15 protein-coding genes are annotated in these 20102 nt (G+C 70.3%); 8 read left to right on the top strand and 7 right to left on the bottom strand.

The window, feature by feature from the left end:
• Nucleotides 1-43 precede the first annotated feature (43 nt).
• Entirely contained in the window at nucleotides 44-1054 is a 1011-nt protein-coding gene (rlmB, locus tag J5V16_RS20525) for a 23S rRNA (guanosine(2251)-2'-O)-methyltransferase RlmB (protein WP_208498846.1), read from the bottom strand.
• A gap of 103 nt (nucleotides 1055-1157) precedes the next feature.
• The gene (gene cysS, locus J5V16_RS20520) at nucleotides 1158-2555 is read right to left on the bottom strand and encodes a cysteine--tRNA ligase (protein WP_208498845.1); all 1398 of its coding nucleotides are present in this window, start codon (nucleotides 2553-2555) and stop codon (nucleotides 1158-1160) included.
• A 346-nt stretch (nucleotides 2556-2901) separates the two neighbouring features.
• On the opposite strand from cysS, the gene J5V16_RS20515 reads away from it, so the two are divergent.
• Nucleotides 2902-3882, top strand: coding sequence for an ATP-binding cassette domain-containing protein (locus J5V16_RS20515; protein WP_208498844.1), 981 nt, complete (start codon nucleotides 2902-2904; stop codon nucleotides 3880-3882).
• Between the two features lie 67 nt (nucleotides 3883-3949).
• Nucleotides 3950-4663, top strand: a complete 714-nt coding sequence (locus J5V16_RS20510) for an ABC transporter permease (protein ID WP_208498843.1) — start codon at nucleotides 3950-3952, stop codon at nucleotides 4661-4663.
• A 59-nt stretch (nucleotides 4664-4722) separates the two neighbouring features.
• On the opposite strand, the gene J5V16_RS20505 is transcribed toward J5V16_RS20510, so the two are convergent.
• Both J5V16_RS20505 and J5V16_RS20500 read right to left on the bottom strand, forming a co-directional pair.
• Complete coding sequence (locus J5V16_RS20505) at nucleotides 4723-5790, bottom strand: aspartate-semialdehyde dehydrogenase (RefSeq protein ID WP_208498842.1); 1068 nt, start codon at nucleotides 5788-5790, stop codon at nucleotides 4723-4725.
• Between the two features lie 2 nt (nucleotides 5791-5792).
• Nucleotides 5793-7058, bottom strand: a complete 1266-nt coding sequence (locus tag J5V16_RS20500) for an aspartate kinase (RefSeq protein ID WP_208498841.1) — start codon at nucleotides 7056-7058, stop codon at nucleotides 5793-5795.
• 128 nt (nucleotides 7059-7186) lie between these two features.
• Between J5V16_RS20500 and J5V16_RS20495 the strand changes: the two genes are divergently transcribed.
• The 4 genes from J5V16_RS20495 (at nucleotide 7187) to J5V16_RS20480 (ending at nucleotide 11906) form a co-directional block, all read left to right on the top strand.
• The gene (locus J5V16_RS20495) at nucleotides 7187-7954 is read left to right on the top strand and encodes a hypothetical protein (protein ID WP_208498840.1); all 768 of its coding nucleotides are present in this window, start codon (nucleotides 7187-7189) and stop codon (nucleotides 7952-7954) included.
• 169 nt (nucleotides 7955-8123) lie between these two features.
• On the top strand, nucleotides 8124-8702 hold the full coding sequence (locus J5V16_RS20490) for a nitroreductase family protein (protein WP_208498839.1): 579 nt from the start codon (nucleotides 8124-8126) through the stop codon (nucleotides 8700-8702).
• 242 nt (nucleotides 8703-8944) lie between these two features.
• Nucleotides 8945-10666: a 2-isopropylmalate synthase gene (leuA, locus tag J5V16_RS20485; protein WP_307793030.1), complete on the top strand. Its 1722-nt coding sequence runs from the start codon at nucleotides 8945-8947 to the stop codon at nucleotides 10664-10666.
• Between the two features lie 94 nt (nucleotides 10667-10760).
• Nucleotides 10761-11906, top strand: coding sequence for a pentapeptide repeat-containing protein (locus tag J5V16_RS20480; protein WP_208498838.1), 1146 nt, complete (start codon nucleotides 10761-10763; stop codon nucleotides 11904-11906).
• Nucleotides 11907-11924: 18 nt separating this feature from the next.
• Here J5V16_RS20480 and J5V16_RS20475 read toward each other — a convergent pair whose 3' ends face one another.
• The 3 genes from J5V16_RS20475 to J5V16_RS20465 all read right to left on the bottom strand — a co-directional run bounded on the left by J5V16_RS20475 (nucleotide 11925) and on the right by J5V16_RS20465 (nucleotide 16262).
• Entirely contained in the window at nucleotides 11925-12551 is a 627-nt protein-coding gene (locus tag J5V16_RS20475) for a hypothetical protein (protein WP_208498837.1), read from the bottom strand.
• Nucleotides 12552-12612: 61 nt separating this feature from the next.
• Entirely contained in the window at nucleotides 12613-14406 is a 1794-nt protein-coding gene (locus J5V16_RS20470; protein WP_208498836.1) for an ABC transporter ATP-binding protein, read from the bottom strand.
• Between the two features lie 8 nt (nucleotides 14407-14414).
• The gene (locus tag J5V16_RS20465) at nucleotides 14415-16262 is read right to left on the bottom strand and encodes an ABC transporter ATP-binding protein (protein WP_208498835.1); all 1848 of its coding nucleotides are present in this window, start codon (nucleotides 16260-16262) and stop codon (nucleotides 14415-14417) included.
• 134 nt (nucleotides 16263-16396) lie between these two features.
• Between J5V16_RS20465 and J5V16_RS20460 the strand changes: the two genes are divergently transcribed.
• The gene (locus J5V16_RS20460; RefSeq protein ID WP_307793029.1) at nucleotides 16397-18178 is read left to right on the top strand and encodes an ABC-F family ATP-binding cassette domain-containing protein; all 1782 of its coding nucleotides are present in this window, start codon (nucleotides 16397-16399) and stop codon (nucleotides 18176-18178) included.
• A gap of 321 nt (nucleotides 18179-18499) precedes the next feature.
• Nucleotides 18500-20059, top strand: a complete 1560-nt coding sequence (locus J5V16_RS20455) for a S8 family serine peptidase (protein ID WP_243901494.1) — start codon at nucleotides 18500-18502, stop codon at nucleotides 20057-20059.
• Nucleotides 20060-20102 lie beyond the last annotated feature (43 nt).

The raw sequence follows: 20102 nt of genomic DNA, 5'->3' as shown, positions 1-20102 counted from the left end.
TGACCGTTTGTGGTCGGTCGCGGCGTCCCCGCGCGGGCGGGTCTCAGCGGCGCTGGCGCTGGACTTCGGCGAGGGCGACAGAGGCGGCGACGGAGGCGTTGAGCGACTCGACCTCGCTGGAGATCGGGATGCCGGCGCGGTGGTCGCAGGTCTCGGCGACGAGCCGGGAGACGCCCTTGCCTTCATCGCCGACGACGATGAGGAGCGGGTCGGTCGCGACGGGCAGGTCGAAGACGTCGACGTCGCCGCCGCCGTCGAGGGCGACGGTCATGAACCCGGCCTGCTGGCAGGCCTGGATGGTGCGGGTGAGGTTGACGACCTTGGCGACGGGGAGCCGCGCGGCGGCGCCCGCGCTGGTGCGCCAGGCGACGGCCGTCACGGAGGCGGCGCGCTTGGACGGGATTATGAGCCCGTGCCCGCCGAACGCCGCGGTGGAGCGGATGATCGCGCCGAGGTTGCGGGGGTCGGTGACGCCGTCGAGGGCGACGAGCAGCGGCGCGGTCCCGGAGGTGCGGCTGATCTCGAGGAGGTCCTCGAACTCGGCGTACTGGTACGGCTCGATCTGGAGGCCGATGCCCTGGTGGAGGGCGTTGTTGGTGCGGCGGTCGAGGTCGCGGCGGGCGAGCTCCTTGATGGGGAGGTCGCGGTTGCCGGCGAGGCGCACGGACTCGGCGACGCGGTCGTCGAGCTCGGTGCCGAACGCCACGTAGAGGGCGGTGGCCGGGACCTTCGCGCGCAGGGCCTCGAGCACGGGGTTGCGGCCGAGGATGAGCTCGGGCTCGTCGTCGCGGCGGCGGGTCTGGGACCCGGCGGGCCTGGACCGGCCGATGTTGCTGGTGCGGCCCTCGGAGGCGGCCTTGGCGCGCTCCTTGGCCTGCTTCCACTGGGTCTTGCGGGGCTTGTCGTCGCCCGTGTACTCCTTGTGCCAGGGACGGTCCTCGGCTTTGAGGGTGCGCCCCTTGCCGGCCAGGCCCTTCTTGCCGCCGCCGGAGCCGATCTTCGGTCCGGCTTTGGAGGTCTTGCGGCGGTTCGGGTGTCCACCCTTGCTGCTCATCGGTCTCGGTTCCCCAGGTCTTCGTCGGTTGCTCGCGGCGGCTCGGCCCGCACCGTTCCGGTCCGGGCGGTCGCACCGCCGCCGGTCGTGTTCGGGCTCGCGCCTAGTCGACTGTCCACACGGGACCGCGAGGGGTGTCCTTGACGGTGATGCCGGCGTGCGCGAGCTCGTCGCGGATGCGGTCGGCAGCCGCGTAGTCCTTGCGGGCCCTGGCCTCGGCGCGCTGTTCGAGCGCGAGCTTCACCAGCGCGTCGACAGCGCCGTGGAGCTTCGCGTCCCCCGGGTCTTCCCAGTGCGGGTCGAGCGGGTCGAGGCCGAGCTGGTCGAGCATAGCTCGGACGCCGCCCGCGCTGCTGGTCGCGGCCGTGTCATTCCCCGAATCGAGGGCGGTGTTCCCCTCGCGGGCCATGTCGTGGATCGCGGCGATGGCCGCGGGTGTGTTCAAGTCGTCATCCATGGCGTTGACGAAGTCGGGGCTCAGCCCGCCGCCGATGGTCGCCTCGGCGCCGAGCGATTCGGCGGCGCGGTGCACGAAGTTCGACAGCCGCTCCCAGCCGGTCTTGGCCTCGGCGAGGAGGTCCTCGGAGAACTCGAGCGGAGAGCGGTAGTGCCCGGTGGTGAGGTAGTAGCGGATGTCGGCGGGGCGGAAGCCCTTCTCGCCGAGCGAGGCGACGCTGAGCGTGTTCCCGAGCGACTTGCTCATCTTGGTGCCGGAGAGGTTGAGCAGGCCGCCGTGGATCCAGAAGTTCGTGAAGTCGAGGCCCGCGCCGCGCGACTGGGCGAGCTCGTTCTCGTGGTGGGGGAACATGAGGTCGGTCGCGCCCCCGTGGATGTCGAACCCGTCGCCGAGGTAGCGGCGGGCCATCGCGGAGCACTCGATGTGCCAGCCGGGGCGGCCGCGGCCCCACGGGGAGGTCCAGGCGGCGTCCTCGGGCTCGCCGGGCTTGTGGGCCTTCCAGAGGCCGAAGTCGCGGGAGTCGCGCTTGTCGCCGGTGTCGGGACTGGAGAGCATGTCCTCGGGGCGGCGGTTGGAGAGCTCGCCGTAGTCGGCCCAGGAGGACACGGAGAACCAGACGTTGCCGGACTCGGTGGCGTAGGCGTGGCCGCGCTCGACGAGCTCCGAGATGAGGTCGATGATCTCGGTGATGTGCCCGGTGGCGCGCGGCTCGTACGTGGGCGGCTCGACGTTGAGGGCGGCGTAGTCGCGGCTGAGCTTGCGCTCGTTCTCGTACGCGATGGACCACCACGGGCGGCCCTGCTCCTCGCCGCGGACGAGGATCTTGTCGTCGATGTCGGTGACGTTCCGGACGTACGTGACGTTGTAGCCGGTGCGGCGCAGCCAGCGGATGAGCATGTCGTAGGCGACGCCGCCGCGGAGGTGCCCGATGTGGGGCGGCCCCTGGACGGTGAGCCCGCACAGGTACACGCCGACTTCGCCGGGCTTCCGGGGCTGGAAGTCGCGAACGGATCGGGTACCGGTGTCGTACAGTCGCAGGCTCACCCGACAAGTCTAAACAACCTGGCCACGCCCGAACCCCGCCCCGGCCCGCGTGTCCGGCCCGCACCGCCCGTGTCGTCCCTCACGGCCCCAGCCGTTCACCCCCGGAACCGTCGTACCCCTGCGGCAGGGTTGTTGACCGGGGGCTCGAAATTCGCAAATCAACCGGTGTCCGGCGTGCCCGTAGTACCCCGGTACTGTCCCCGCCCCCGTGCTCCTCCCCTGGCAGGAGGCGGATCTCCGTCCGCGAGCCGGTGCGCGCGAAGGCTCCGTCCTCATAGACTGACCGCGTTCCTCGGGACCCCGTCCCGCCCGCCGCCCGCGTACCCCTCAGTCCGATTGGAGCCTGATGATCACTGCGAAGGGCTTGTACAAGCGATACCGGAAGACCGTCGCGGTCGACCACCTGTCGTTCGACGTCCGGCCCGGCGTCGTCACCGGCTTCCTGGGCCCCAACGGGTCCGGAAAGTCCACCACCATGCGGCTGATGCTCGGCCTCGACCACGGCGAGGGCGAGACCCTCTTCGACGGCGAGTCGTTCACCGACATCCGCCGCCCGATGAACAAGGTCGGCACCCTCCTCGAGGCGAAGCCGTTCCACCCCACCCGCTCCGCCCGCAACCACCTGCGGATGCTCGCCAGCGCCAACGGCATCGGCGACAAGCGGGTGGACGAGGTCATGGAGCTCGTCGGCCTCGCCACCGTCAAGCGCAAGAAGCCCAAGGGCTACTCGCTGGGCATGGCCCAGCGGCTCGGGCTCGCGCAGGCGCTGCTCGGCGACCCGGGGATCCTGCTGCTGGACGAGCCGACGAACGGCCTCGACCCGCACGGCATCCACTGGATGCGCGACATGCTCAAGCACCTGGCCGCCGAGGGCCGCACCATCTTCGTCTCGAGCCACCTGCTGTCGGAGATGCAGCTGATGGCCGACGAGCTGGTGGTGATCGGCCGCGGCACGATGCTGTTCAACGGCGTCGTGGACCAGTTCGTGCGCGAGTTCACCCAGTCCACGGTGGTCGTGCGCAGCCCGAGCGCGGCGGCGTTCACGACCGCGCTCGAGGGCGCGGGCGCCCAGGTCGCGCAGGGCAAGGACGGCGAGCTCGTGGTCTCCGGCATGGAGATCGGCGCGGTCGGGCACCTGGCCTTCACCGAGCACGTGGAGCTCGCCGAGCTGTCCACGCGCAGCGCCTCGCTGGAGGAGGCGTTCATGTCCGCGACGGGCGCTGCCGAGGAGTTCGTGGCGGCCGAGCCGCTCGCCGCGGTCCCCGCCGCGTCCGCCCCTTCGACCCATGCCTCTTCGACCTCGACCGGCGGTGCCGACCATGCTTGACGCCCTTCGTTACGAGTGGACGCGCCTGACGACGCTGCGGTCCACGTACTGGCTTTCGGGGATCGGCGTGCTCGCCGCGCTGGCGATTCCGGTGATCGCCGGGTTCGCGGTGTCGGACCAGCCGCTGGACCAGACGACGGCCGCGGCCGGGCTCAACGGCGGTGCGGCGTTCGGGATCCCGTTCCTGGCGGTGTTCATGGCGATCATCGGGATCTTCGCGACCGGGCACGAGTACCGGCACGGGACGATCCAGCCGACGCTGACGGCGCTGCCGCAGCGGTCGCGGCTGATCCTGGCGAAGATCCTGGTGGTCTCGGGGGTGACGGTGGCGGTGACGGTGCTGTCGCTGGCGCTGAACGCGTTGACGCTGCTGATCTTCTGGGGCGACGTGCCAGGCCTGTTCGAGGACCCGCTGCGGTCGGCGCTGATCGGCTACGTGGTGTACACGCTGATCTACACGTTGACGGGTCTCGGTCTGGGCCTGCTGTTCCGGGGCGTGCCGTCGGCGCTGGTGGTGATCTTCCTGGCGCCGCTGATCATCGAGAACCTGATCTTCGGGCTGTCGTTCCTGCCCGCGGCGGACTGGCTGGTGCCGGTGGTGAGGTTCCTGCCGTTCTCGTCGGGGGCGAGGCTGATGGCGGTGGACTTGACGGCGATGACGGGGCCGGGCATGCCCGACTTCGACTACTTCGGCCGCTGGGGTTCGGGCGCGGTGTTCGCGGTCTTCGCGGCGGTTGTCATCGCCGCGGCCTGGACCTTGTTCAAGAAGCGCGACGCGTAGGCGAGACGACGAGACGGGCGGCCCGGGATGTGCTCCCGGGCCGCCCGTCTCGTCGTTGGCTAGCGCTGCGCTTCGAGTTCGCGGCGGACGAGGTCCGCGGTCTCGATCGAGTTGAGTGCGGCGCCCTTCATGAGGTTGTCGGCGACGACGAAGAACTCGAGGGAGTTCGGGAAGTCGATCGACTGGCGCACGCGCCCGATCTGGGTGCCGCTCTTGCCGGCCGAGTCGATCGGCATGGGGAAGACCATGTTGGCCGGGTCGTCGACGAGGTCGACGCCGTCGGCGGCGGCGAGCACGCGGTGGGCGTCGGCGACGGTCACTTCGCGTTCGAAGGTGGCGTGCACGACCTGCGAGTGGCCGACGGCCACGGGCACACGCACGCAGGTCGAGGCGACCTTGAGGTCGGGCAGGCCGAGGATCTTGCGCGACTCGTTGCGGACCTTGAGCTCCTCGGAGGTCCAGCCGTCGTCCTTCCAGCCGCCGACCTTCGGCACGACGTTGAGCGCCAGGGGCGCCCCGAACGGCGTGTTGAACTCCTCGCCGAGCACGAGCCGCAGGTCGTTGCCGGCGGTGCCGACCCCGTCGATCCCGGCGATCTTCTGCATCTGGGCGTAGAGGGCCTCGAGGCCTTCCTTGCCCGAGCCGGACGCGGCCTGGTAGGAGGCCACGGACATGGAGACGAGCCCGAACGCCTCGTTCAGGGCCGCGAGCGAGGGGATGAGCGCGAGGGTGGTGCAGTTGGCGTTCGCGATGATCCCCTTGGGGCGCACGGCGGCGGCCTCCGGGTTGGCCTCCCGGACGACCAGGGGCACGTCCGGGTCCATGCGGAAGTACCCGGACTTGTCGATGACGACGACGCCCTTGGCGGCGGCGACGGGAACCCATTCGGCGCTGACCTCGTCGGGGAGGTCGAAGTGCGCGATGTCGATGCCGTCGAAGACGTCGGCGCCGATGGCCTGCACTTCGATCTGCTCATCGCCCACCGACAGGATCTTGCCGGCGGAGCGGGCGGAGGCGACGAGGCGCACCTCGCCCCAGTTGCCGCGCTCTTCGGCGATGAGCCGGCGCATGATCGATCCGACCACGCCGGTCGCGCCGACGATGGCGACGTTCAGCTTGCGCGCCATGGTTACCGCCCCGTTCCCGCGTAGACGACGGCCTCTTCGGCGCCGCCGAGTTCGAACTTGTCGTGGACCGCGCGCACCGCCGCGTCGAGGTCGGTGTCGCGGCAGACCACGGAGATGCGGATCTCCGAGGTCGAGATGATCTCGATGTTCACGCCGGCGTCGGCGAGCGCCTGGCAGAAGTTCGCGGTGACGCCCGGGTGCGAGCGCATGCCGGCGCCGATGAGCGAGATCTTGCCGATGTTCTCATCGTAGATGAGCTTGGCGAAGCCGATGGCGTCCTGGTGCTTCTTGAGCTGCTCGGTCGCCTTCGGCCCGGACTCCTTGGGCAGGGTGAACGAGATGTCGGTGTGGCCGTTGCCGGCGGTCGACACGTTCTGGACGATCATGTCGATGTCGATCTCGGCGTCGGCGATCACCTGGAAGATCGAGGCGGCGGCGCCGGGCTTGTCCGGGACGCTGGTGACGGTGATCTTGGCCTCGGAGCGGTCGTGCGCGACGCCGCTGATGAGTGCTTGCTCCACGGGCAGCTCCTCCATGTAACCCGACACCATCGTGCCGGTCTTGGTCGAGTACGACGAACGGACGTGCAGCGGCATCCCGTAGCGGCGGGCGTATTCCACGCTGCGCAGGTGCAGGATCTTGGCGCCCGAAGCCGCCATCTCCAGCATCTCCTCGAAGGTGATCGAATCGAGCTTCTGCGCGTTCGGCACGATCCGCGGGTCGGCGGTGAAGACGCCGTCGACGTCGGAGTAGATCTCGCAGACGTCGGCTTCCAGCGCTGCGGCGAGCGCGACGGCGGTCGTGTCCGAGCCGCCGCGGCCGAGCGTGGTGATGTCCTTGGTGTCCTGGCTGACGCCCTGGAACCCGGCGACGATGGTGATGAACCCCTCGTCGAGCGAGGAGCGGATGCGCCCGGGGGTGACGTCGATGATGCGGGCGACGCCGTGCGCGGCGGTGGTGATCATGCCGGCCTGCGAGCCGGTGAACGACCGGGCCTGGAAGCCGAGGTTGTTGATCGCCATCGCCAGGAGCGCCATGGAGATGCGCTCGCCGGCGGTCAGCAGCATGTCGAGTTCCCGGGGCTCCGGCACCGGCGAGACCTGGGCCGCGAGGTCCAGCAGCTCGTCGGTGGTGTCACCCATGGCGGAGACGACGACGACCACGTCGTCGCCGCGCTTTCGCGTCGCGACCACTCGTTCGGCGACGCGCTTGACGCGTTCGGCATTCTCCACCGATGAACCGCCGTACTTCTGCACGACTAGCGCCACGGATTTCACCTCACTCGCTGTGTCTCAGGTCACTCGAAGCCGTCCGGTCGGGGACGGCCACCTCACCTTAGCTGCGCATACCGGTGTGTCGCCAGGTCGTTCTGGGTGGTGGGACAGAGAATCGGGCGGTGGCATGGACATGGACGGGCAAGGCAGTGGCGGCCCTCACGCTCACGGCGCTCCTGGCGGGCTGCGGCACCGCCACCGCCGTCGACGAACCCGAGCAGTCGCCCCGGCGCGCCAGCGCCCAGGCGACCCTCATCGGCCGCGTCAGCCTCGCCCTCGACGAGACCTTCACCGCCGAGTACGCGTGGTCCGAAGGCGGCACCGTCACCGTGTGGGCCGCCGCGGACGGCACCTGGCGCGTGGACGTCCCCAGCTGGGCGCACGACGGCACGATCGACGTCACCGTCGCCTGGACCACCGGCGGGTTCTTCCAATGCGCGGCCGGCCGGTGCGTGCGCATCGCCGGCATCACCGGCGAGATCCCCAAGGACTACGACCCGAAGGTGCAGCTCCCGTTCGTCGAATGGCTCCCGCAGCTCCTCGACCGGCACCTGCCGTTCGTCATCACCCAGGACGGCGACTGCTTCACCCTCACCCGCAACACGATCGCGGTCGACCCGCCCATCCCGCCCGGCGAATGGTGCCTCGACGAGGCCGGCACGATCCTGTCCGTCCAGAGCGGCGGCTTCGGCACCCTCGAACTCGCCGCCCCGCCCGCCGAAGCCGTCGCCACCGTCGAACTCCCCGGCGACCTCAGCGACGCCGAACCGCTGAGCCGCAAGGCCCCCGTCGAACCGAGCCCGAGCATCGACCCGTCCGCGACGCCCCCACCGGACCCGGCCGCCACACCGACACCAACGCCATCGCCCGAACCCGCTCCCGCGGAGTGAACGAGAGTAAGGAAGGCGACACGAGCAGGCGTTCCGCTCCCGTTCCGTGGCACCATGAACGATGGCGAGCGACGACGCCGCTACCACGACGGCACCCCCGTCACCGACAGCCGACGCGCCCGCCGGGACACCGGCCGCGCCGCGCGAGACCAGCAACGAAGGAACGCGCATGACCGCACCGACCGACCGCCACGCCCAGACCGCGGTCCCGATCCACCCGCTGCTCGCCGCCCGCCACTCCACCCGCGCCTTCGCCCCCGGCATCGACCTCACCGAACCGCAGGTCGCAGCCCTCCTCGAAGCCGCCCGCTGGGCCCCCAGCGCCGGCAACACGCAGCCGTGGCGGTTCCTCCTCGCCCGCCGCGACACCGGCGAGTTCAAGCGCGTCCTCGAGACCCTCAACCCCGGCAACCGCGACTGGGCCGCCAACGCCTCCGCGCTCCTCGTGGCCGTCCGCACCGACGCCAACGCGCGCGGCCCCCTCTCGCACGCCGCCTACGACCTCGGGCAGGCCATCGCGCACCTGACGTTCCAGGCCGCCGCCGAAGGGCTCACCGTCCGCCAGATGGGCGGCTTCGACGCCGCCGCGCTGGCCGCCGAGTTCGGGCTGGAGGCGCCGCTCGTGCCGACCACGGTGGTCGCGATCGGCGAGCCGGGCGACCCGGCCGACCTGGACGACGCCGTCGCGGGCCCCGACCGGGCCCCGCGCGCCCGCCTCGCGGTCGACGACCTGCTGATCCACCCGTAGCCGGGCCGGTGGGGGCGGCGCGGCGACGCGGCGCCGCCCCACGCACCCGTCCCAACATGCGGGCGTCGAAGTCGACCGGAGACGCGCCGCCGGTGTACGCTCTCGGGGTCATGCGGTACTCGATGCTCCTTAGCTGCCGCGGCGGGGCCAACTAGGTCGGCTCCTCGTCGCGGGTTTTCGCATGCCGGCTGGCTCAGGCGACTACGGCTTCAGACCACCAGCGACATTCTTCAGGAGCATCCGTGACTTCCACGTCTTCCACCGGTTCGGCCTTCGCGGACCGCGTCAAGCGCTACCAGCCCTACCACTCCCAGTTCAAGGTCGACCTGCCCGACCGCACCTGGCCGGACAAGGTCACCGAGACCGCCCCGACCTGGTGCGCGGTGGACCTGCGCGACGGCAACCAGGCGCTCATCGACCCGATGACCCCCGACCGCAAGAAGAAGATGTTCCAGCTGCTGGTCGACATGGGCTACAAGGAGATCGAGGTCGGCTTCCCCTCCGCGTCGCAGACCGACTTCGACTTCGTGCGGCAGCTGATCGAGCAGGACCTCATCCCCGACGACGTCACCATCCAGGTCCTGACCCAGTGCCGCGAGCACCTGATCGAGCGGACCTTCGAGAGCCTGCGCGGCGCCAAGCAGGCCATCGTCCACTTCTACAACTCGACCTCGACGCTGCAGCGCCGCGTCGTGTTCGGCCTGGACAAGGACGGCATCACCGACATCGCCACGCAGGGCGCGCGGCTGTGCCTGAAGTACCGCGAGATCCACACCCCCGACACCGCGATCCGCTACGAGTACTCCCCCGAGTCCTACACCGGCACCGAACTGGACTACGCCGTCGAGGTCTGCGCGAAGGTCGCCGAGGTCATCCAGCCCACCCCGGACTGGCCCCTGATCGTGAACCTGCCCGCCACCGTCGAGATGGCCACCCCGAACGTGTACGCCGACTCGATCGAGTGGATGCACCGCAACCTGCCGAACCGCGAGTCCCTGATCCTGTCGGTCCACCCCCACAACGACCGCGGCACCGGCGTCGCCGCCGCCGAACTGGCCATGCAGGCCGGCGCCGACCGCGTCGAGGGCTGCCTGTTCGGCAACGGCGAGCGCACCGGCAACGTCTGCCTGGTCACCCTGGGCCTCAACCTGTTCAGCCAGGGCGTCGACCCGGGCATCGACTTCTCCAACATCGACGAGATCAAGCGCGCCGTCGAGTACTGCAACCAGCTGCCCGTGCCCGAGCGGCACCCGTACGCCGGCGACCTGGTCTACACGGCGTTCTCCGGCTCGCACCAGGACGCCATCAAGAAGGGCTTCGCCCACCTGGAGGCCGACGCGGCCGCCGCGGGCGTCCCCGTCGACGAGTTCACTTGGGGCGTACCGTACCTGCCCATCGACCCCAAGGACGTCGGCCGCAACTACGAGGCCGTCATCCGCGTCAACTCCCAGTCCGGCAAGGGCGGCGTCGCCTACGTCATGCAGAGCGAGTACGGCTTCGACCTGCCGCGCCGCATGCAGATCGAGTTCAGCGGCGCCATCCAGCGCCACACCGACGCCTCCGGCAAGGAGGTCTCGACGCAGCAGATCCACGAGATCTTCCGCCGCGAGTACCACCCCGAGTACCAGCCCACGCCGCGCCTGGTCGTCGAGGACCACACCACCGTCTACACCGGAGAGACGCTGACCCTGGACGCCCACATCGTCCTGAACGGCGTCGAGCAGAAGATCTCCGGCACCGGCAACGGCCCGCTCTCCGCCTTCACCGACGCCCTGTCCGCGGTCGGCGTCAACGTCGAGGTCCTGGACTACGCCGAACACGCCCTGTCAGCCGGCCAGCACGCCCAGGCCGCGTCGTATGTGGAGTGCGCCATCGACGGCCGGACCGTCTGGGGCGCAGGCGTGCACCCGAACATCGTCCTGGCCACGATGCGAGCGGTCGCGAGCGCCTACAACCGCGCATAGCAACAGCAGTTCAGGGGCCGCAGGCGGGTTCGCCTGCGGCCCTTCGCCGTCTGCGCAGCACTCGCCACCGCCGAAACTCTGGTACAACCAGACAGTGACCCCTGATCGTGCTCGCCCCCGCTCCCGCAGGCAACTGCCGCTGGCGGCGCATGTCCTGCTCATGGTCGCCGCCGCATTGGCGGTACTGGCGGGCCTGCTGTGGCTGCTCACCAGCGACCGGACCTCGCCGCTGAGCGGCGCGCCGACCGACCAGATCATCCTCGAGGTCATCCGACTCGCCTTCTATGCGGTGGCCGGGATCGGCGGCGTGATCGCCTTGACCGTCGCCTACCGGAAGCAGCGCCTCAACGAGGCCGAGGCCGAAGGCGAACGGGCCAAGCTCTTCAACGAGCGCTTCGCCGCCGCGGCCGACCAGCTCGCATCGGAGCGCGCCGCCAACCGGCTCGCCGGGGTCTACGCGATGGCCGCCCTCGCCGACGAATGGGAAGCCGGACGGCAGACCTGCGTCAACGTCCTCTGCGCGTACATGCGCATGCCGTACGAATCCCCTCCACCGCGCGCTGAACGCGAGGCCACCGGGATGGAGGAGTTCCGGACGGTCCTGGAAGAACGGCTCGTCCGCAAAACCGTCCTCGCGGTCATCACTGAACGGCTCCGACTCAAGCCGATCCCCGGCCGGACCTGGCACGAATGCGCATTCGACTTCACCGGAGCGACCATCGACGAGGGGAACTTCGACGGGACACTGTTCCTCGGGACGGCCTCCTTCGAGTACACGCGTTTCCCGCGCGGCTCAGTCGGTTTCGTCGGAGCCGTCTTCCACGGCCCCGTCAGCTTCAAACGCTCGCACTACTCCGGCGGCCGCGTCCTCTTCGACGCCGCCGAATTCGACAGCGAAGCCGACTTCAGCGAACTGACCGTCGCGGCGGGCTTCCTGAACTTCAACCGCACCAGGTTCCACCACCGGCGCATCTCGTTCGCCGCATCCGTGTTCTCCGGAGGGAAAGTCCGCTTCGACAGCTGCCGGTTCGTCAACCGCGCCAACCTGGTGTTCGACCGCGGCTCGTTCACCGGCTCGGACATCGCCTTCTTCGGACTGAATCCCGAGGCGATGGAGGTGTCCTTCGGATCCATCACCGCCTGGGCGCATCCCCCGGCCTTCGACAAGGCCTCGGCAGCACTGGCCCCCGACCATCATCGCGTCAGGCGGACAGGGCAACCCGCCGCATCGACCGAGTGAAACCGTCGACCATGCGCGTCAGCCTCTGAGCATCCCCGCGATCCTCGGCGGCAGCCACTGATGACCCACGCAGGTCGCACCCGAATACAGCACCGAGCGGAACCACCAGAGCACGATCATCGGCGCGACCGGCGGCACCACGAACAGCACCAGCCACGGCCACGCCCCCTCCAGGACCATGTACCCCACGAACGCCAGCACCAGCGGCGGCGCGAACGTGTTGAGCGCGCAGACGAGGAGGCCGGGCCGGTGCAGACGACGCCAGACCCGATGGCACACCACCACACCGGAAAGCAGCAGCCCGCCGATGGCCAAGAGGGCCACGCCGATCAAGAACCCGAGCAGGTCCTCCTGGAGCCAGCCCAGCAGGCTCAGCGCGATCCCGAACGGCAGGCCGGCCATGGCCATCACCGCCGCCGCCCAGATCGGCAGCACCACGAGCACGAACGCGATCCGGTTGGCAGTCTTCAAATCCCACCAGTTCACCCGATGCGGACACCGGAGAGCAGGGGCGGGCGCAATGAGGGCAGTGTCGCGAGCGCGCGCCCTGTCCTCCAGGCTCTCGCCCACCCCGGGCTCGAACGGCGCGGGCTCGACATAGATGACCGGGTCATGGCGCGCTTCGGCGTCAGGGTCGTGATCCATTGAGGGGCTTTCGAATGAGGCAGAGGAACGCCCTGGCCTCGCGGCCAGGGCGCCTCGCATCCTATCGGTAGGCGGAGCTCTGCAGGGAGTACAGCTCGGCGTAGGCGCCGTTCTTGGCCATGAGTTCGTCGTGGGTGCCGGATTCGGCGACGCGGCCCTCCTCCAGGACGATGATGAGGTCCGCCATCGACACCGTCGAAAAGCGGTGGGAGACAAGGACGGTCACGGTGCCGCGCTGGCGGCCGGCGTGGACTTCCTCGGCGAAGCGTTCGAAGAGGGCGTGCTCGGTCTGGGGGTCGAGGGCGGCGGTGGGTTCGTCGAAGAGGACGAGGAGCGGGTCGGTGCGCATGCGGCCGCGGCCGATGGCGAGCTTCTGCCATTGGCCGCCGGAGAGGTCGGTGCCGTCGTCCCAGCGCACGCCGAGGCGGGTGTCGAGGCCGCCTGGGAGGTCGTCGATTACGTCTTCGGCGCCGGCGCGGGTCATGGCGGCGCGCACGGAGGCGTCGTCGAAGCCGCCCTTGAGGTCGCCGATGCCGATGGTCTCGCGGGCGGTGAACTCGAAGCGGGTGAAGTCCTGGAAGGTCGCGCCAATGCGTTCGCGCCAAGCGTCGACGGCGAAATCGGTCAGTTCGCAGTCGTCGACTTTGATGCGACCGGCGGTCGGCTGGTAGAAACCGGACAGAAGTTTGACGAGAGTGGTCTTGCCCGCGCCGTTCTCGCCGACGAGGGCGACAACCTTGCCGGCCGGGAGATGGAGCTGGACGTCGTCGAGGGACGTCCGCTTCGACTCGGGGTAGGCGAAGGTGACGCCTTCGAGGGTGATGCCGGCAGTGAGGCGGGCGGGGACCTCGGCCGGTTCCGTCGGGCCGCCGGTCTTCGCGGCGTAGTCGCGCAGCCAGGTGACGCGTTCGCCGAGTTTGGCCAAGCGCGCGAGGAACATCGACTGGAACGCGACGTTCGCGGCGGCCCCGGCGACCATGCCGATGAGGCCGACCAGCAGCACGACGTCGCCGGCGGTGGCCTGGCCGCGGATCGCGAGGTAGAGGACGATGCCGATCCCGGAGGCCATGCCGGCCGCGGAGAGGAGGCCTTCGCCGGTGGCGAGGCGGGCGCCCTGCCACTGGCCCCGGTTGCGTTCGGCCACGACGGCGGCGCCGGTCTCGTGGTGGCGTTCGGCGACGGCCGCGGCGGCGCCGAAGATGCGCAGTTCCTTGCCGGACTCGGCGAGGGTCGCGACCTCGAAGAGGTGGCGGCGCTTGCGTTCGGGTTCGCTCGTGGCGGCGTGGACCTTGTCCTCGATCATCCCGGCCTTGTGCGAGATCGCCATGGCCACCAGGGCGAAGAGCGGGAAGACGAGCAGCAGCGGGTGGACCTGGAAGAGCAGCGCGCCGCCGACGAGGATCGTGATCACCGCGCGGATCCATTGCGCCAGTTGGTTGACGCCGCCTGAGAGGAGCCCCCGGTCCTCGCGGATGTGCTGCACCTCGTCGAGGTAGTCGGGCCGCTCGTGGTGGTCGAGGCCGGGCGGGGTGCCCATGAGGACCATGAGTTCGCGGTCGGCGGCGCGGTTGGTGTGGTCGAGGACGATGAAGACGAACTTGACGTAGACGAAGACGATCGTCCAGACCAGGGCGATGCCGACCGCGAGTCCGGCCGCGGCGAGCCAGGCCTGCTGCTCGTGGCCGTGCTGGACGGCGTCGATGACGACCTTGGAGAGGTAGACGAGGAGCGGCATGAGGGCGGCCTGGAGCATGCCGAGGCCGATGAGGGTGTTGACGGCGCGCGGGTGGGAGCGCCAGCCGACGGCGAGGCCGCTGCCGAGGCCGCGCAGGCGGGTCGCGATCGTGTCCTTCATGGAGTCTCCTAGGCGTGGGGGGTGCGGGCGAGGCGGTTGGCTTGGAGGGTGAAAGCTTCGGCGTAGCGTGCGCCGAGGGCCATCAGCTCGTCGTGGGAGCCGTCTTCGACGACGCGGCCGCCGTCGAGGACGACGATGCGGTCGGCGCGGCGCACCGTGGAGAAGCGGTGCGAGATGACGATGGTCGTGAGACCGGCGGTGATGTCGAGGAACTGCTCGTAGAGCTCGGCTTCGGCGCGCACGTCGAGGGCGGCGGCGGGCTCGTCGAGGATGAGGATCTTCGCGCCGGCCTGGACGGCGAAGAGCGCGCGGGCCAGGGCGATCCGCTGCCACTGGCCGCCGGAGAGGTCGGTGCCGCCCTCGTACTCGCTCGACAGGACCGTGTCGAGTCCATTGGGGAGCGAGTCGATGAGGGCGCGGATGCCCATGGGCTCGCAGGCCTTCCAGATCCGGTCGGTGTCGCCCGCGAGGTGCGGGGCGCCGAGGGCGATGTTGTCGCGCACCGTCAGCTGGTAGCGGGTGAAGTCCTGGAAGAGGGCCGAGAGGCGGGTGCGCCAGGCCGCCGGGTCGACCCCGGCGAGGTCGGTGCCGTCCACGGTGATGCGCCCCCCGGTGGGCTCGTAGAGGCCGGCGAGGAGTTTGACGAGGCTGGTCTTGCCCGCGCCGTTGTGTCCCACGACCGCAAGGGAAGTGCCGGCCTCGATCTCGAGGTCGAGCCCTTCGATGACGGGCCGCGAGGCGCCGGGGTAGGCGAAGGCGACCTGCTCGAACCGCACCGACCGGGCCGGGGCTTCGGCCGGGAGCTCGGTGGTGACGGGGCGTTCGTCGGCGGCGAGCTCGGATTCGAGGGCGAGGACCTTCGGCACCGGGAGCGAGCCGAGCGCGAGGAACGCGGCCACGTCGTCGAACGCGGTGAATTTGAACATGCCGGTCATCGCGACCAGGTACACCGAGAGCGCGGCGAACCCGACGGCCCCGGAGAGCCCGGCCTGCGCCAGGAGCAGTCCGGTGGCGGCGGTGAGCGCGCCGAGGGCGCCGATGACGCCGACGGCGGTGCGGACGCGCATGCGCTGGAACCGGTTCGAGTGGTCCAGGCGGTCGGCCCACTGGCGGTCGTAGCGGTCGAGGAGCCAGCCCATGAGGCCCCAGACGCGGATCTCCTTGGCGGGCCGGGCGTCCATGGCGAGGTCGCGCACGTACTCGCTCTCGCGCATCTCGGTGGAGCGCATGTACGCGGTCAGGCCGACGCGCGTGTACTCGCGCTGCATGGCGAGGAAGATCGCGGGCCAGGCGACGAGCCAGGCGAGGCCGATCCAGAGGTTGAAGGTGCACAAGACGATCGAGGCGCCGGCGGCGGCGAGGAACTCGGGCGCGATGGCGGCGAGGCCGCGGACGGCGCGCTCGGGGCGGATGAAGTCGGCGCCGAGCTGGCGGGCGATGCGCAGGAGCGCGAGCACGCCGTCGTCCTCGAGGTGCGCGATCCCGGCGGGGCGGGCGACGGCGGCGACGAGCCGGTCCTGCAGGAGCAGTTCGAGTTCGCGGCCGAGGTTGACGGCGTTGGCGCGGTGGACGTTGTCGACGAGCCGGCCGAGCAGCAGGGCGGTGACGCCGGCGGCGAGCAGGAGGTAGGCGTCGCGGGCTTCGGGCGAGCCGGGCCCGGCCTCGGCGGCGGCCGGGACGGCGCCGATGAGGAGGCCGGTGGCGACGGTCATCGCGAGCGGCAGGGCCGCCACGAGCACGGTGGTGGCGATGAAGAGGGCGGTGCGCGGGCGGCTGATCTGCGGCAGGAGCCGGGCGACGGCGAGCACGGCCCGCCCGGTCTCGAACCGCCGGTCGGTGGCATTCGGGGGTGTCATATGAATCCATTCATGACGTCATGATGACTGTTTCACGACACCATAGCGGATGCAGCAAGCGCTCGCAATCCCCGGTCCACAGCCCGGGCAAGCGCTTCGGCACCGCCGCGCGACCGCAGGTAGGCTTGTCACTCGTGTCAGCGCCCAATCTCGTCAACCTCGAAACCGTCTCCAAGGCCTACCCCGACCAGGTGGTCCTCGACGCGGTCTCCCTCGGCATCGCCGCAGGTCAGCGCGTCGGCGTCGTCGGCCGCAACGGCGACGGGAAGTCGACGCTGCTCAAACTCATCGCCCGCACGGACGAGCCCGACTCGGGCCGGGTCGTGCACACCGGCGGCACCCGCATCGCCGTGCTCGGCCAGACCGACACGCTCCGCGACGACGCCACCGCCCGCGACGAGCTGTTCGGCAACGCCGACGCCCACGAATGGGCCTCCGACCCGCGCGTCCGCGAGATTCTCACCGGCCTCTTCGGCGGCCTCGACGCGCCCGTCCTCCCCGAAGGCCTCGACTCGCCGATCGGCGTGCTCTCCGGCGGCGAGCGCCGCCGCGTCGACCTCGCCCGCGTCCTCTCCGCCGACGCCGACCTGCTCCTCCTCGACGAGCCCACCAACCACCTCGACATCGAGGGCATCGCCTGGCTCGCCGCCTACCTCAACGCCACGCGCGCGGCGATCATCACCGTCACCCACGACCGGTGGTTCCTCGACGAGATCTGCGACCGCATCTGGGACGTGCAGCGCGGCAACGTCTTCGAATACGACGGCGGCTACTCCGCCTACGTCCTCGCCCGCGCCGAGCGCGAGCGCCAGGCGAACGTCGCCGAGGAGAAGCGCCAGAACCTCATGCGCAAGGAGCTCGCGTGGCTGCGCCGGGGCGCCAAGGCGCGCACCGGGAAGGCGAAGTTCCGCGTCGACGCCGCGAACGAGCTCATCGCGAACGAGCCGCCGCCGCGCGACACCGCCGAACTGGTGAGCTTCGCGACCGGCCGCCTCGGCAAGACCGTGTTCGAGGCGGAGAACGTCACCGTCAAGGCCGGCGACCAGGTCCTCCTCGAAGGCCTCGACTGGATCCTGGGCCCGGGCAAACGGATCGGCCTGCTCGGCGTCAACGGCGCGGGCAAGACCTCGCTGCTGCGCACCCTCGCGAACGCGTTGCACGACGAGCAGCCCGCGGCGGGCCGCGTCAAGGTCGGCCGCACCGTGAAGCTCGCGTGGCTCACCCAGCACATGGAGGACCTCGACGGGTCCTGGCGGGTGCTCGAGGCGATCGAGAACGTCGCCAAGCGGGTCCAGCTGGGCAAGAAGGAGATGTCGGCCGGGCAGCTCGGCGAGCGCCTCGGTTTCGTCGGCGGCCGCCAGCGCACCTTCGTGCGCGACCTCTCGGGCGGGCAGCGCCGCCGCCTGCAGCTCGCGCGGCTGCTCATGGCCGAGCCGAACGTGCTGTTCCTCGACGAGCCCACGAACGACCTCGACATCGAGACGCTGACGCAGCTGGAGGACCTGCTCGACGACTGGGCGGGCACGATGGTCGTGGTGAGCCACGACCGGTACTTCACCGAGCGGGTCGCCGACGAGCAGTGGGCGCTGCTGGGCGACCGCCGGCTGCGGCACCTGCCGCGCGGGATCGAGGAGTACCTGGAGCGCCGGGCGGACAAGTCCGCTGCGCCGCAGGCGAAGAGCACGACCGCAGCCGCTCCGAAGTCGTCGGCGGCGGACGACCGGGCGACGCAGAAGGAGCTGTCGAAGCTCGAGCGGCGCCTGGCGAAGGTCGAGGAGAAGATCGCGGGCCTGTACGCGGACATGGCCGAGCACGCGACGGACCCGGCGAAGCTGGGCGAACTGCAGGACCAGGTCACGGCTTTCGAAACGGAGCGCGACGAGATCGAGGAGCGCTGGATGGAGCTCGCGGAGTAGGGCGAATGCCCTGCACCGCTTGCCGATAGGCCGCGCCGCTGGCGGCGCGGCCGCGCTCCGGTTCATAGCAGTTTTGGCAACGGAGTCATAACGGAGCCGAATATTCTAGCGGTTCCGAACGCTCCCATACCGGTTGGTAACCGAGTCTTCATTCACTGATTTATGGGGCTCTTCCAGGGTCTTCACAATTCATTGTGATTTCCCTAACCTCGGTTTGAAAGCCCGAAAGGACCGGTTCCACCGAACCGCGCCCTACGGGCGGTGCGCCCCCATCGATCCCTTGCGCACCAACCCGTCTGAACCGAGAGGGAGTACCCCCCTATGACCGTCTCGCACACCCTTGTTCGAAGCAGGACCCTGCGCCGCATCGCGGTCGCGTCCCTGGCGGGCGCCGCGGCGCTCGGCTCGGTCGCCGTCGGCGGCCTCGCCGCGCAGGCCGAACCGGTCGGCACGATCTTCGGCGCCGACGCCCCGGCCGCCATCGACGGCGAGTACATCGTCGTCCTCGAGGACGGCACGTCCGTCTCCACCGCCGTGAAGAGCATCGAGGGCGAGGAGGTCGTCGAGACCTTCGACCAGGTCGACGCGTTCCTCATGGAGGCCAGTGAATCCGAGGCGAAGGAGCTCGCCGCCGCCGACGGCGTGGCGTTCGTCGAGCAGAACGCGGTCGTCTCCATCGACGCCGTGCAGTCCCCGGCCACGTGGGGCCTCGACCGCATCGACCAGGTGAACCTGCCGCTGAGCAACAGCTACGAATACCTCGGCACCGGTTCGGGCGTGCACGCGTACATCGTGGACACCGGCATCAACGCGGCCCACTCGGAGTTCACCGGGCGCGTGGGCAACGGCTACGACTTCATCCAGAACGACTCGACCCCGCAGGACGGCAACGGGCACGGCACCCACGTCGCGGGCACCGTCGGCGGCACCACGTACGGCGTCGCGAAGAACGTGACGCTGCACGGCGTCCGCGTCCTCGACAACGCCGGCTCGGGCACCACCGCGGGCGTCGTCAACGGCATCAACTGGGTGGCCACGAACGCGATCAAGCCGGCCGTGGCGAACATGAGCCTCGGCGGCGGCTACTCCTCGGCCCTCAACAACGCCGTCACCTCGGCGGTCAACTCCGGCGTGACCTTCGCGGTCGCGGCGGGCAACGAGGACCAGGACGCGTGCAACGTCTCCCCGGCCTCGGCCCCGGCGGCAATCACCGTGGCCGCCAGCGACAACACCGACACCCGGGCCTACTTCTCCAACTTCGGGTCCTGTGTGGACGTGTTCGCGCCGGGCGTGGGCATCACCTCCGCGTGGCACACCTCCAACAGCGCCACCAACACCATCTCCGGTACCTCGATGGCCTCCCCGCACGTGGCCGGCGCCGCCGCGGTCTATCTGGGCCTCAACCCGTCCGCAACCACTGACGCCGTCGCGGGCTGGGTGACCGGCAACGCCTCCACCGGCAAGGTCGCCGACGTCCAGGGCAGCCCGAACCTGCTGCTCTACACCGGGACCGGCGGCGGCACCGACCCCGACCCGAGCGACTGCAAGGCCACCAAGTCGACCGCCACCGCGCTCCCCGACCGGGCCACCGTCAACTCGACCCTGGCGCTCACCTGCGACGGCAACGCCCGCAGCAACAGCAGCGTGGCCGTCAACATCACCCACACCTGGCGCGGGGACCTCGCGATCTACCTGATCGCCCCCGACGGCACGAGCTACACGCTCAAGACCTCCTCGAGCGGCGACTCGGCGGACAACGTCGTCGCCACCTACCCGGTCAACCTCTCCAGCGAGACCGCCACGGGCACTTGGACCCTGCGCATCGTGGACGCGTACTCCGGGGACTCGGGGACGCTGAACTCCTGGACCCTCGAGCTGTGACTCCCCCGCACAACTGAATAGCGGGCGACCGCGGGCGGGCCCT

It is taken from the genome of Glycomyces niveus, from assembly GCF_017592475.1.
GTDB lineage: Bacteria > Actinomycetota > Actinomycetes > Mycobacteriales > Micromonosporaceae > Glycomyces > Glycomyces niveus.
Note: the sequence above shows the minus strand (reverse complement) of the source record. Positions and strands in the feature narration are given on the sequence as shown.

Excerpts from the sequence above, each read along its gene's own strand:
- rlmB (WP_208498846.1), bottom strand. The coding sequence starts at position 1,054 with ATGAGCAGCAAGGGTGGACACCCGAACCGCCGCAAGACCTCCAAAGCC.
- J5V16_RS20515 (WP_208498844.1), top strand. The coding sequence starts at position 2,902 with ATGATCACTGCGAAGGGCTTGTACAAGCGATACCGGAAGACCGTCGCG.
- J5V16_RS20505 (WP_208498842.1), bottom strand. The coding sequence starts at position 5,790 with ATGGCGCGCAAGCTGAACGTCGCCATCGTCGGCGCGACCGGCGTGGTC.
- J5V16_RS20490 (WP_208498839.1), top strand. The coding sequence starts at position 8,124 with ATGACCGCACCGACCGACCGCCACGCCCAGACCGCGGTCCCGATCCAC.
- J5V16_RS20475 (WP_208498837.1), bottom strand. The coding sequence starts at position 12,551 with ATGGATCACGACCCTGACGCCGAAGCGCGCCATGACCCGGTCATCTAT.
- J5V16_RS20470 (WP_208498836.1), bottom strand. The coding sequence starts at position 14,406 with ATGAAGGACACGATCGCGACCCGCCTGCGCGGCCTCGGCAGCGGCCTC.
- J5V16_RS20465 (WP_208498835.1), bottom strand. The coding sequence starts at position 16,262 with ATGACACCCCCGAATGCCACCGACCGGCGGTTCGAGACCGGGCGGGCC.
- J5V16_RS20455 (WP_243901494.1), top strand. The coding sequence starts at position 18,500 with ATGACCGTCTCGCACACCCTTGTTCGAAGCAGGACCCTGCGCCGCATC.